This is a genomic window from Curvibacter sp. PAE-UM (genome assembly GCF_001432305.1).
Lineage (GTDB): Bacteria > Pseudomonadota > Gammaproteobacteria > Burkholderiales > Burkholderiaceae_C > Hylemonella.
Map to the genome: position 1 here is coordinate 1,113,363 of NZ_KQ483358.1, position 13,479 is coordinate 1,126,841.

10 protein-coding genes and 1 riboswitch are annotated in these 13,479 nt (G+C 65.8%); all 10 genes read left to right on the top strand.

What is annotated here, in order from left to right; genetic code table 11:
* The first annotated feature begins 68 nt into the window (after window positions 1–68).
* Complete coding sequence (locus AO057_RS05430; protein ID WP_057674667.1) at window positions 69–470, top strand: MerR family transcriptional regulator; 402 nt, start codon at window positions 69–71, stop codon at window positions 468–470.
* Window positions 471–500: 30 nt separating this feature from the next.
* Window positions 501–1,679 carry an isovaleryl-CoA dehydrogenase gene (locus AO057_RS05435; RefSeq protein WP_057674668.1) on the top strand — a complete coding sequence of 393 codons (1,179 nt, stop codon included), beginning with the start codon at window positions 501–503 and terminating at the stop codon, window positions 1,677–1,679.
* 54 nt (window positions 1,680–1,733) lie between these two features.
* Window positions 1,734–3,779, top strand: a complete 2,046-nt coding sequence (locus AO057_RS05440; protein ID WP_082605418.1) for an LTA synthase family protein — start codon at window positions 1,734–1,736, stop codon at window positions 3,777–3,779.
* A gap of 30 nt (window positions 3,780–3,809) precedes the next feature.
* The gene (gene can, locus AO057_RS05445) at window positions 3,810–4,469 is read left to right on the top strand and encodes a carbonate dehydratase (RefSeq protein WP_057674670.1); all 660 of its coding nucleotides are present in this window, start codon (window positions 3,810–3,812) and stop codon (window positions 4,467–4,469) included.
* A gap of 22 nt (window positions 4,470–4,491) precedes the next feature.
* Window positions 4,492–6,321 carry a bifunctional isocitrate dehydrogenase kinase/phosphatase gene (gene aceK, locus AO057_RS05450; RefSeq protein ID WP_057674671.1) on the top strand — a complete coding sequence of 610 codons (1,830 nt, stop codon included), beginning with the start codon at window positions 4,492–4,494 and terminating at the stop codon, window positions 6,319–6,321.
* Between the two features lie 48 nt (window positions 6,322–6,369).
* A riboswitch (TPP riboswitch) is annotated at window positions 6,370–6,469 on the top strand.
* A gap of 112 nt (window positions 6,470–6,581) precedes the next feature.
* A complete protein-coding gene (gene thiC, locus AO057_RS05455) occupies window positions 6,582–8,468 on the top strand; it encodes a phosphomethylpyrimidine synthase ThiC (protein ID WP_057674672.1) in 1,887 nt (628 codons plus the stop codon).
* 82 nt (window positions 8,469–8,550) lie between these two features.
* Window positions 8,551–9,732: an acetyl-CoA C-acyltransferase gene (locus tag AO057_RS05460; RefSeq protein ID WP_057674673.1), complete on the top strand. Its 1,182-nt coding sequence runs from the start codon at window positions 8,551–8,553 to the stop codon at window positions 9,730–9,732.
* Window positions 9,733–9,832: 100 nt separating this feature from the next.
* Window positions 9,833–11,353, top strand: a complete 1,521-nt coding sequence (locus tag AO057_RS05465; RefSeq protein ID WP_082605419.1) for a methyl-accepting chemotaxis protein — start codon at window positions 9,833–9,835, stop codon at window positions 11,351–11,353.
* A gap of 66 nt (window positions 11,354–11,419) precedes the next feature.
* A complete protein-coding gene (locus tag AO057_RS05470) occupies window positions 11,420–12,547 on the top strand; it encodes an acyl-CoA dehydrogenase family protein (protein WP_057674674.1) in 1,128 nt (375 codons plus the stop codon).
* Window positions 12,548–12,578: 31 nt separating this feature from the next.
* Complete coding sequence (locus AO057_RS05475; RefSeq protein WP_057674675.1) at window positions 12,579–13,469, top strand: amidohydrolase family protein; 891 nt, start codon at window positions 12,579–12,581, stop codon at window positions 13,467–13,469.
* The last annotated feature ends 10 nt before the right edge of the window (window positions 13,470–13,479 follow it).

Genomic DNA, 13,479 nt, shown 5'->3' on the forward strand with positions numbered 1-13,479 from the left:
CCATTCTAGAAGCGTCACTGGCGCGGCGCTGTCGCCTTTGTTGAACCCACTGTAACGCAGACCCATCCATGGCAACGACCTACAGCATCAGCGATCTGGCCCGGGAATTCGATCTGACCACCCGCGCCATGCGCTTCTACGAGGACATGGGCCTGCTGCAGCCCGAGCGCAGCGGACCGGGCGGGCGCATCCGCGTCTACAGCGGGCGCGACCGCACGCGCCTCAAGCTCACGCTGCGCGCCAAGCGCCTGGGCCTGAGCCTGAGCGAGGCCAGGGAAATCATCGACATGTATGACAGCCCGCGGGACACCGGGCTGCAGCTCAAGAAGTTTCTCGATGTGCTGGCCGCGCACCGCACCCAGGTCGAGGAGCAGATGGCCGACCTGCAGGCCAATCTGGACGAGATCAAGGCGCACCAGCGCGAGGCCCGCGCCCTGCTGGCCAAACTCGACAAGAAGAACGGCAAGTAAAAGCCGTTTGAACCACCACGGAGACTTTCCATGAACCTGCCCGGACTCAACTTCCAGCTCGGTGAAGACATCGACGCCCTGCGCGATGCGGTGCGCGAATTCGCCCAGGCCGAGATCGCGCCGCGCGCGGCCGAGATCGACCGCAACGACCAGTTCCCCATGGACCTCTGGCGCAAGATGGGCGACCTGGGCGTGCTGGGCATCACCGTGGGTGAAGAATACGGTGGCGCCAACATGGGCTACCTGGCCCACATGATCGCCATGGAGGAGATCAGCCGCGCCAGTGCCTCGGTGGGCCTGAGCTACGGCGCGCACAGCAACCTCTGCGTGAACCAGATCAGACGCAACGGCAACGAGGCGCAGCGCAAAAAGTACCTGCCCAAGCTGATCAGCGGCGAACACGTGGGCGCGCTGGCCATGAGCGAACCCGGCGCTGGCAGCGACGTGCTGAGCATGAAACTCAAGGCGGAAGACAAGGGCGGCTACTACCTGCTCAACGGCAGCAAGTTCTGGATCACCAACGGCCCCGATGCCGACACCCTGGTGGTCTATGCCAAGACCGAACCCGAACTCGGTGCACGCGGCGTCACGGCCTTCCTGATCGAGAAGGGCATGAAGGGCTTTTCCATCGCGCAGAAACTCGACAAGCTGGGCATGCGCGGCAGCCACACCGGCGAGCTGGTGTTCCAGAACGTGGAGGTGCCGGAGGCCAACGTGCTGGGCACGCTCAATGGCGGCGCCAAGGTGCTCATGAGCGGGCTGGACTACGAGCGCGCCGTGCTCACCGGCGGGCCGTTGGGCATCATGCAGGCGGTGATGGACAACGTCATCCCCTACATCCACGACCGCAAGCAGTTCGGCCAGAGCATCGGCGAGTTTCAGTTGATCCAGGGCAAGGTGGCCGACATGTACACCGTGCTGCAGGCCGGCCGTTCCTTCGCCTACACCGTGGCCAAGAACCTGGACCTGCTGGGCGCGGAGCATGTGCGCCAGGTGCGCAAGGACTGCGCCTCGGTCATCCTGTGGACGGCCGAGAAGGCCACCTGGATGGCCGGCGAGGGGGTGCAGATCTTTGGCGGCAACGGCTACATCAACGAATACCCGCTGGGCCGCCTGTGGCGCGACGCCAAGTTGTATGAGATCGGCGCCGGCACCAGCGAGATCCGCCGCATGCTGATCGGCCGCGAGCTGTTTGCCGAGACCATGTGAGCCCGCCGGGTGTCATGTGCGTGAAACCGGCAGACGGCACAATACCTCCCTGAGATGAAAGGGAAGTCTGACGTGAAGTTCTCGCTGCGCACCTTCGGCCACCACCTGCTGGGTGCCCTGGCTTCGGCCACGTTGCAGGCCTGGGTCATGGTGTTGTGTGTGGCCTTCACGCTGACCCTGCTGCGCATGGGCCAGATCGCCTGGCACTGGCCCGAAGGCCTGGAGGCTCCGCTCTCCGACGTCTGGGCCGTGATCTACCAGGGTGCGCGCTTCGACCTCAAGGTCTGCGCCGCCGCGGCCATCCTGATCTGGCCGCTGCTCATCGTCGTGCCGGCGCGCTGGCATGGCTGGCTGGCGGGCACAGTGGCTTTCCTGTTCGTGACGGCCAGCCTGGTCAACCTGCACTACTTCGGCTTCTACAAGACGCCGATCGACCCGGTGGTGTTCGGTTTCTTCGAGGACGACACCAAGGCCATCCTCCAGACCATCTGGAGCGACTTCCCGGTCTTCCTGACGCTGGCGGTGCTGGTCGGTGCCAGCTGGGGTGCCATCGCGGCGCGCAAGATCGCCTATGGGCGACTCAGCCTGGGGCTCAACCGCGGGGTCAGCGAGCGGCGCATCCCCGTCTGGCTCACGCTGCTGGGGGTGTTGCTGGCCTTCCTGCTGCTGGTGCTGACGACCAAGGGCACGCTGCGCGCCATGGCCCTGGGGCGGCAGAACGTCTCGGTCACCACTTCGCAGTTTCTCAACGACATGGTGCCCAACGGCGTCATTGCGCTCAAGTTCGCCTGGGATGCGCGGCGCGATTCGCAGAACCTCAACGATCCGCTGCTGGGCCTGAAGCGCCTGGGTTACGGCTCGCCCATGGAGGCCGCGCAGGTGCTGGGCATCGAGGCCAGGGATGAGCAGGCCCTGCGTGCCTCGCTCGTCGCGCAAGGGGGCGCCACACCCGCGCCGGGGCCGCGCAAGAACCTGCTGTTCTTCCTGATGGAGTCCTGGAGCGCCGAGCCCTTCCTCTACCAGGATGCCAAGGACTTCGATGTGCTGGGCCGGCTGGCGCCCAGCCTGCCCGGTGCCTGCCACTTCTCCAACTTCGACTCGGCCCAGCCCGGCACCCACCCTTCGCTGGAGGCCATCCTCTTCTCCACGCCCATCACGCCGCTCACGCTGGGGCCGCAGGGCAAGGCGCCCATTCCCTGGTCCGTTCCCCTGCTGCTCAGGCAGGCCGGCTATCGCACCCTGTTCGTGACCTCGGCGCGCGCCGGCTGGCGTGAGCTGGACCGCGTGCTCAAGACCCAGGGTTTCGACGAAGTGATCGACGCCAGCCACCTGAAGGCCGCCTACCCCGAGGCCGATCTCGGCATCTGGGGGGTGTGGGACAGCTACGTGTTCCGCTACCTGTCGCAGCGCCTGAAGAAACCGCAGGACCAGCCTCTCTTCGTCTTCGTGCTGACCGCCACCAACCACCCGCCCTACGACCTGCCGCCCGAGTACCAGCGCGTCAAGCGCAACGAAGCCAGGTGGGGTGGGGAGCGCAGCGCCGACACCCTGTGGCTCAATATCGACTCCTACCACTACGCCACCGATCTGTTGGGCGGCCTGGTGCAGGAGGTGCGCAACGGGCCGCTGCGTCACAACACCGTGATCGCCGCCACCGGCGACCACAATGTGCGCAGTTTCGGCCTGTACGCCACGCCCGAGCGTCGCCATCTGCTCAGCCAGGTGCCCTTCATGGTCTGGGACGAGAAGCTGGCCTGCGGGCCGCAACGCCAGCTGCCGGCCAGCCACCGCGACATGTTCCCTACGCTGCTGCCGCTGCTGGGTCTGAACCGCGGCTACGTGCAGACCGGGCGCAATCTGCTGCTCGATCCGGCGCAGCAGGCCAAGCCGGCGCTCAATGCGCCACTGAGCGTGAACTATTACGGCACGGCGCGCAACGCTCGCGGCAGCTGGACGCTGGGCAATCCCGCCAGCTTCGTCTGTTCGCCGGTGGATCCCAAGAACGCCGCCACCTGCCAGTTCGACGCGCAGCAGGACGCGCTGGCACGCGCCCAGCTCGGCCTGCTGGACTGGAACGTGCGTGTGACCCTTCGCCGTTGAGGAAAAAGGCCACTGTAGGAAAATCAAGCCATGAGCAAGACCCTTGACGATCTCTTTGCCCACAACCGCGCCTGGGCCGCGCAGATGGAGCGTGAGCGCCCCGGCTTCTTCACCAGCCTGAAGTCGCAGCAGCGTCCCAAGTACATGTGGATCGGCTGTTCCGACAGCCGCGTGCCGGCCAATCAGATCACCGGCCTGGAGCCGGGTGAGGTCTTCGTGCACCGCAACGTGGCCAATGTGGTGGTGCACTCGGACCTGAACGCGCTGTCCACCGTGCAGTTCGCGGTGGAGCGGCTCAAGGTCGAGCACGTGATGGTGGTGGGCCACTACGGCTGCTCGGGCGTGCAGGCCGCGCTGGAAGGCGCGCGCATCGGCCTGGCCGACAACTGGCTGCGCCACATCATGGACGTGCGGGATCGCCATCGCGAACTGCTCGACGCCATTCCCGAAGCGGCGCGCCACGACGCGCTGGTCGAGCTCAACGCCATCGAACAGGTGGTCAACGTGGCGCAGAGCACCGTGCTGATGGATGCCTGGGGGCGCGGCCAGAACGTGACCTTGCATGCCTGGGTCTATGGCGTGCACGACGGGCTGCTCAAGGATCTGCAGATGACCGTGGACGGGCAGGAGGCGCTGGAGCCGTTGTACCGCCAGGCCATCGCCGGCGTGGCACAGATCAAGCGCGGGTGAGCGCCCGCGCCGGCTGAACGCGATGTTCCCCCAGCGCCTGGATTCGACGCTGGCTTACGACATCGCCCAGGCGATGCTGGACGGTTTCAACCGCCACTACCAACTCTTCCGCACCGAGTCCGCGCGCGCCCAGCAGCGCTTCGAGGCCGCCGACTGGCACGGCCAGCAGCGCGCCCAGCGCGAGCGCATCGAGTTCTACGACCTGCGCGTCAAGGAGTGCGTGAGCCGGCTGGAGCAGTCGTTCCAGGCCGGCAGCCAGCCCATGGCCATCTGGCAGCAGGTCAAGCTGCACTACATCGGCCTGCTGGTCGACCACCACCAGCCCGAGCTGGCCGAAACCTTCTTCAATTCGGTCACCACCAAGATCCTGCACCGCACGCATTTCCAGAACGACTTCATCTTCGTGCGTCCTGCGGTCAGCACCGAGTACATCGAGAACGACGAGCCCGCCGCCCGGCCCACCTACCGCGCCTACTACCCCACGCGCGAAAACCTGCGCGAGACGGTGGAGCGCATCATCAGCAACTTCCAGCTGCAGTGCCCCTTCGAGGATCTGGCGCGTGACGTCGACCACGTGCTGGTCGCCGTGAACGACCTGCTGGGCCAGAACAAGCTGCGCACCAATTTCCAGGTGCAGGTGCTGTCCAGCCTGTTCTTCCGCAACAAGGGCGCCTACGTGGTGGGCAAGATCATCAATGGCTTCGTCGAAGTGCCCTTCGCCCTGCCCATCCTGCACGGCGAGTTGGGCCGCCTGATGATCGACGCCGCGCTGTTCGGTGAGGACGACCTGCTGATGCTGTTCAGCTTCGCGCGGGCCTATTTCATGGTGGACATGGAGGTGCCTTCGGCCCATGTGCAGTTCCTGCGCAGCCTCATGCCGCGCAAGCCGCGCGCCGAGCTCTACAACGCCCTGGGCCTGGCCAAGCAGGCCAAGACCCTGTTCTACCGGGATTTCCTCTACCACTTGAAGCATTCGAGCGACCGCTTTCGCATCGCGCCCGGCATCAAGGGCATGGTCATGCTGGTATTCGACCTGCCGTCCTTCCCCTATGTCTTCAAGATCATCAAGGACTGGTACCCGCCCCCGAAGGACACCACGCGCGAGCAGGTCCAGGGCAAATACCTGCTGGTCAAGCAGCACGACCGCGTGGGCCGCATGGCCGACACCTTGGAATACAGCCTGGTGGCCTTCCCGCTGGAGCGTTTCGATGAGGACCTGATCGCCGAGATCCGGAAGTTTGCGCCCAGCCAGCTGGAGATCAGCGACCGCGACCCCGACGGGCGCAGCGAAGTCATCATCCAGCATCTCTACATCGAGCGGCGCATGATCCCGCTCAACATCTACCTGCAGGAGGCTTTCGACGCCGGCGCGGCCGATCCGGCCAACACCTCCGAGGAAGCCAGTCGTGCGCGCCGCCAGCTGGAGCGCACCGTCATCGAGTACGGCAATGCCATCAAGGACCTGGTGGCCGCCAACATCTTCCCTGGCGACATGCTGTGGAAGAACTTCGGGCTGACGCGCCAGGGCAAGGTGGTGTTCTACGACTACGACGAGATCGAGTACATCACCGACTGCAACTTCCGCCAGGTGCCGGCGGCGCGCAACGAGGAAGAAGAGATGAGCGGCGAGGTCTGGTACAAGGTCGGTCCGCGTGATGTGTTCCCCGAGACCTTCGCGCCCTTCCTGCTGGGCAACCCGGCCGTGCGCGAGGTGTTCATGAAACACCATGCCGACCTGCTCGATGCGGCCTTCTGGCAGAGTCACAAGGAGCGCATCCAGCAGGGGCATGTCTACGACGTGTTTCCCTACGAACGCAGCCGGCGCTTTTCGCAACAGCGCAGCGCCATCTGAAAAATTGACCTGGGTCATGTCCTGAGCCGCGTCGGGTCGGCTACATTCCGTCTTGCCCGGGGTGCACACGCGATGTGCTGAGATGGTGATCCGAACCCGCGAACTTGATCCGGTTAATGCCGGCGTAAGAAGAGCCTGACCTGCATCCACCCAGCGTGGCGTGCCGCGTCTGTTTCCCCTTGCTGGCCTCGTGCCGTCCCCAGGTTCGCGTTCTGTGAACCTCCTTCGGAGCAAAACCATTTGTTTCAAGGAGAGTCTTCATGAACGCACCCGACAAGCTGACCCAGTTCATCACCCTCACGCGCGAGCCCCTGCCGGCTTCCCGTAAGATTTACGTGCCCGGCACGCGGTCCGATCTGCGTGTGCCCATGCGCGAGATCACGCAGAGCAATGGCGAGGCGGTGCTGGTGTACGACACCTCCGGTCCTTACACCGACCCGCAGGCCGAGATCGACGTGCGCCGCGGTCTGCCCGCGCTGCGCCAGGGCTGGATCGAGAGCCGTGGCGACACCGAGGCCTACAGCGGCCGCGCCCGCGTGGCGCTGGACGATGGTCTCAAGGGTGCCGAAGCCGAGGCCCTGGCCGCGCTGCGCGCCCAGGCCGCCGGCCTGCAGCGCACGCCGCGCCGCGCGAAAGCCGGCACCAATGTCAGCCAGATGCACTACGCCCGACTAGGCATCGTCACCCCCGAGATGGAGTACGTGGCTTTGCGCGAGAACCAGCAGCGCGAGTGGACGGCCCAGTACCTGAACAGTCCCGAGCGCGAGTTGCGCCTGGCCGGCAACAGCTTTGGCGCTGCCATCCCGAAAGTGGTAACCCCCGAGTTCGTGCGTGACGAGGTGGCACGCGGTCGCGCCATCATCCCGGCCAATATCAACCACCCCGAGCTCGAGCCCATGGCCATCGGGCGCAACTTCCTGGTCAAGATCAACGCCAACATCGGCAACTCGGCGGTCACCTCGAGCATCGAGGAAGAGGTGGAGAAGCTGGTCTGGTCCACGCGCTGGGGTGCGGACACGGTGATGGACCTGTCCACCGGGCGGAACATCCACACCACACGCGACTGGATCCTGCGCAACTCGCCCGTGCCCATCGGCACCGTGCCTATCTACCAGGCGCTGGAGAAGGTGGGCGGCGTGGCCGAGGACCTCACCTGGGCCATCTTCCGCGACACGCTGATCGAACAGGCCGAGCAGGGGGTGGACTACTTCACCATCCATGCGGGTGTGCGCCTGCCCTTCATCCACCTCACGGCGAACCGGGTCACGGGCATCGTCTCGCGCGGCGGCTCCATCCTGGCCAAGTGGTGCATCGCCCACCACCAGGAGAACTTCCTCTACACGCACTTCGAGGACATCTGCGAGATCATGAAGGCCTACGACGTGAGCTTCTCGCTGGGTGATGGTCTGCGCCCGGGTTCGGGCGCGGATGCCAACGACGAGGCGCAGTTCGCCGAGCTGCGCACCCTGGGCGAGCTGACGCAGATCGCCTGGAAGCACGACGTGCAGACCATGATCGAAGGCCCGGGCCATGTGCCCATGCACATGGTGCAGGCGAACATGACCGAGCAGCTCAAGCACTGCGGCGAGGCGCCGTTCTACACCCTGGGGCCGCTGACCACCGACATCGCCCCCGGCTACGACCACATCACCAGCGGTATCGGCGCGGCCATGATCGGCTGGTTCGGCACCGCCATGCTGTGTTACGTGACGCCCAAGGAGCACCTGGGCCTGCCGGATCGCGAAGACGTGAAGACCGGCATCATCACCTACAAGATCGCGGCCCACGCGGCCGACGTGGCCAAGGGCCACCCGGGGGCACGGGCACGGGACGATGCCTTGTCCAAGGCGAGGTTTGAATTCCGCTGGATGGACCAGTTCAACCTTTCCCTGGACCCGGACACCGCGCAGAAATTCCACGACGAGACACTCCCGAAGGACGCGGCCAAGGTGGCGCATTTCTGTTCCATGTGCGGGCCGAAGTTCTGCTCCATGAAGATCACGCAGGAGGTGCGCGACTACGCGAAAACCCAGGGCGTGAGCGAGGTTCAGGCGCTGGACGCGGGCATGACGGAGAAATCCGCCGAGTTCAGGCGAACCGGCGGCGAGATCTATATCGCCGTCGACCGGGGGAACACCCCTACGTAGTCCTCCTGACCGCCGCGAAGGGCCAGGGCGCGGGCCTTTCGCGGCAAAATAGGGGCACAAGTTTTTGCCTCAGGAGCACACCATGTCCGATCCCATCGTCATCGTCGGCGCCGCCCGCACCCCCATGGGGGCTTTCCAGGGCGACTTTTCTTCCCTTTCCGCCCATGACCTGGGCGGTGCGGCCATCCGGGCCGCCGTCGAGCGCGCCGGCATCAAGGCCGAGCTCGTCAACGAGGTGCTGATGGGCAACTGCCTGATGGCCGGCCAGGGCCAGGCCCCGGCGCGCCAGGCCGGTTTCAAGGGCGGCCTGCCCAAGAGCGCGGGTGCGGTGACCCTGTCCAAGATGTGCGGCTCGGGCATGCGCGCGGCCATGTTCGCGCACGACATGCTGCACTCCGGCACGGCCGACGTGGTCGTGGCCGGCGGCATGGAGAGCATGACCAATGCGCCCTACCTCATGCTCAAGGGCCGCGGCGGCTACCGCATGGGCCATGACAAGATCTACGACCACATGATGCTCGACGGCCTGGAAGACGCCTACGAGGCCGGCCGCTCCATGGGCACCTTCGGCGAGGACTGCGCCGCCAAGTACAAGTTCACGCGCGAGCAGCAGGACCATTTCGCCAGCAGCAGCGTGCGCCGTGCCCAGGCTGCGACGCAAAACGGCGCGTTTGCGGCCGAGATCACGCCGGTGACCGTGAAGACCCGCGCCGGCGAGACCGTGGTCTCCATCGACGAAGGTCCGGGCAAGGCCAAGCTCGACAAGATTGCGGCGCTCAAGCCCGCCTTCAAGAAGGACGGCACCATCACCGCCGCCAGCAGCTCGTCCATCAACGACGGCGCAGCAGCGCTCGTGATGATGCGCGCCTCCACCGCCGCCAGGCTGGGCTGCAAGCCGCTGGCGAAGATCGTGTCGCATGCCATGTACGCGCAGGAACCCGAGTGGTTCACCACCGCCCCGGTAGGCGCCACGCAGAAGGCCCTGGCTGCAGCCGGCTGGAGCGCGCGGGACGTGGACCTGTGGGAAGTGAACGAGGCCTTTGCCGTGGTGCCCATGGCGCTGATGGAAGAGCTCAAGGTTTCGCACGACATCGTCAACGTCAACGGCGGCGCCTGCGCGCTGGGCCACCCGATCGGCGCCAGTGGTGCGCGCATCATGGTCACGCTCATGCATGCGCTCAAGGCCCGCGGACTCAAGCGCGGCCTGGCCACGCTGTGCATCGGCGGCGGTGAAGGCACGGCCGTGGCGCTGGAAATGCTCTGAAAAACTGGCGCTTATCCGCGCCATGAATAGCCCTGGGGGTATGAGCAAGAATCCATAAGTGGACGATGATGTAGGGGTCGCCCTCCATCAAGGTCTTGGCATGAAATTCAGTTCCAAACTCCTCCTGTGTGCCGTGGTTCCCGCGGCGCTGTTCATCGTCGGTCTGGCCGGCAGCATCGGCGGGCTGATCTATACCAAGAACCAGTTCGGTCGGTACATCCAGACCGAGCAGCGCATCAGCGCCGGGCTCAACGAGATGTACGCGCAGGGCCTGCAGATGGGCCAGGCCTTGCGCAACATCGTGCTTGACCCGGCCAATCCCCAGGCCCCCAGGAACCTGGACGTGGCGCGCGAGGCCTATGACAAGGCCTATGCCGATGCCGTCAAGACCGCCAAGGGCACGGCCTTCGAAGAGGGCCTGGCCAGGCTGCCGCCCCTGCGCACCGTGCATGCCCAGGCGCAGGAAAAGGTGCTGACCCTGATCAAGGAGCAGTCGACGGAGACGGTGAAGTTCCTCAACAGCACCGAGACGCCGGCCTGGCGCAATCTGCGCGGCGAACTGCTCAAACAGGTCGAGGTGGCCGAAAAGGTGTCGGCAGAAGCCCAGGCCAACGTCGAACGCCAGGCCAACCGGGTCATCCTCTTTTCCATCTCCCTGGCCGTGTTGGCCGTCGCCGTGGCCACCGGCTTCACGATCTACCTGCGCAACACGGTCTGCAACGAACTGGGCGGCGACCCGAGCGATGCACGCGACGCCCTGTCGGAGATTGCCGAGGGCAACCTGGCCTACCCCGTGCCGCCGACGCGTTTCCAGGGCAGCCTGATGGAAGGGCTGGTGACAATGCAGGAGTCGCTGCGCCGTCTGGTGGGCGAGGTGCGCCAGTCCACCGACAGCATCACCACGGCCAGCAGCGAAATTGCCGCCGGCAGCCAGGACCTGAGCGCGCGTACCGAGAGCCAGGCCAGTGCGCTGGAGGAAACGGCCGCTTCCATGGAAGAACTCTCCTCCACCGTCAAGCAGAACGCCGACAACGCGCGCCAGGCCAACCAGCTGGCCCAAAGCGCGTCTACGGTGGCCGTGCAGGGCGGCGAAGTGGTGGCCCAGGTGGTGGACACCATGAAGGGCATCAACGACAGCTCCAGGAAGATCGCCGACATCATCAGCGTGATCGATGGCATCGCCTTCCAGACCAATATCCTGGCGCTCAATGCGGCGGTGGAAGCTGCACGCGCGGGTGAGCAGGGGCGAGGCTTTGCCGTGGTGGCCAGCGAAGTGCGCAGTCTGGCCGGCCGCAGTGCCGAGGCCGCCAAGGAGATCAAGACCCTCATCACCGACAGCGTGGAACGCGTGGGGCAGGGCACGACCCTGGTCGACCAGGCGGGCGCCACCATGCAGGAGGTGGTGGCGAGCATCCGTCGGGTGACCGACATCATGGGCGAGATCAGCGCGGCGAGCAGCGAGCAGAGCACGGGCGTGGCCCAGGTCGGTGAGGCCGTGACGCAGATGGACCAGGCTACCCAGCAGAACGCGGCCCTGGTGGAAGAATCCACCGCCGCCGCCATGAGCCTGCGCGAACAGGCCCAGCACCTGAACCAGCTGGTGGGCACCTTCCGGCTTTGAGCGGGCTTGCCGGGCGCAGCCCGGCATAATTGACGTTTACGTCAACGTCAATTGAAGGCGGGCCCCATGCTGCTGACCCCCGACCAGGAAATGATCCGCGATGCGGTGCGCGACTTTGCGCGCGCCGAGCTCTGGCCGCATGCAGCGCGCTGGGACCGGGAGCGCCATTTTCCGAAAGAGGTGCACCGCGGCCTGGCCGCACTGGGCGCTTACGGCATCTGCGTGCCCGAGGAATATGGCGGCGCCCAGCTCGATTACCTCAGCCTGTCCCTGGTGCTGGAAGAGATCGCCGCCGGCGACGGCGGCACCAGCACGGCGATCAGCGTGACCAACTGCCCGGTCAACGCCATCCTCATGAAACACGGCAACGCGCAGCAGAAAGCCAAGTGGCTGACGCCGCTGGCGCGCGGCGAGATGCTGGGCGCCTTCTGCCTGACCGAGCCGCACGTGGGCTCGGACGCTTCGGGCTTGCGCACGACGGCTGTGCGCGATGGCGACGGCTATGTGCTCAACGGCGTCAAGCAGTTCATCACCAGCGGCAAGCACGGGCAGGTGGCCATCGTCATCGCCGTGACCGACAAGGGCGCGGGCAAGAAGGGCATGAGCGCGTTTCTCGTGCCGACCGATGCGCCCGGTTACGTGGTAGCGCGTCTGGAAGAGAAACTCGGCCAGCACAGCAGCGACACGGCGCAGATCAATTTCGAGAACTGCCGCATTCCGGCCGAGAACCTGATTGGTTCGGAAGGCGAGGGCTACAAGATCGCCCTCGGCGGGCTGGAGGGTGGGCGCATCGGCATCGCCTCGCAGAGCATAGGCATGGCGCGCAGCGCGCTGGAAGTGGCCATCCAGTACGCCAAGGAGCGCGAGAGCTTCGGCCAGCCCATCTTCAATCACCAGGCCGTGGGGTTCCGCCTGGCCGAGTGTGCGACGAAGATCGAGGCCGCGCGCCAGCTGACCTGGCACGCCGCCGTGCTGCGCGACGCCGGTCGCCCCTGCCTCAAGGAGGCCGCCATGGCCAAGCTTTTTGCGAGCGAGATGGCGGAGCAGGTCTGCAGCGCCGCCATCCAGACCCTGGGTGGCTACGGCTACGTGGCCGACTTTCCCGTCGAGCGCATCTACCGTGACGTGCGCGTCTGCCAGATCTACGAAGGCACCAGCGACGTGCAGAAAATACTGATCCAGCGCTCGCTTTGAGCGTCATACTCCTCCCTGAAAGAGGAGACGCATGAAAATCATCGACGCCCACCACCACATCTGGCGCCAGCAGGACCTGCCCTGGTTGCAGGGCCCCATGATGCCGCGCATCTTCGGGCCTTACGAGGCGATCCGGCGCGACTACGGGGTGGAAGAGTTCCTGGCCGACCAGGCCGGCTCAGGCATCACACAGTCCGTCTACGTGCAGACCAACTGGCCGCCGGCGCAATTCGAGCAGGAAGCCGCCTGGGTGCAGGCTGAGGCGCAGCGCACCGGCTGGCCCCATGCCATGGTGGCCTATGCCGACATGATGGCCTCCGACGTGCGGCCGCAGCTCGACCTCCTGAAGAAATACCCGCTGGTGCGTGGCGTGCGCATGCAGCTGCACTGGCACGAGAACCCCTTGTACCGTTTCGCCCCCGGGCCCGAGCAGGTGCGCAGCCCGGTGCTGAGCCGCAATATCGGGTACCTGGCCGACTATGGCTACAGCTTCGACCTGCAGGTCTTCTCCGGCCAGATGGCCGACGCGGCCCAGCTGGCGGCCGCGAACCCGAAGGTGAATTTCATCCTGGTCCACGCCGGCATGCTGGCCGACCCCTCGCATGTGGGCCTGCGGGCCTGGCGCGAAGGCATGGGCAAGCTGGCCGCGCAGCGCAATGTGTTTGTGAAGCTCTCGGGCCTGGGCACTTTTCTCCAGCGCAACGACCCGGCGCACATCGCCCTGGTGGTGGGGCAGACCGTGACTTTCTTCGGCGCCCAGCGCTGCATGTACGGCTCCAACTTCCCCATCGAGAAGCTCTGGACCGACCACGCCAGCCTGATCGCGGCGCACCGCGCCGCCGTGCAGCATCTGTCGCCTGCCGAGCAGGCCGATATCTTTGGTGGTACGGCCGCGCGCGTGTACCGGCTGACGAATGATTGAATCGTTGAGG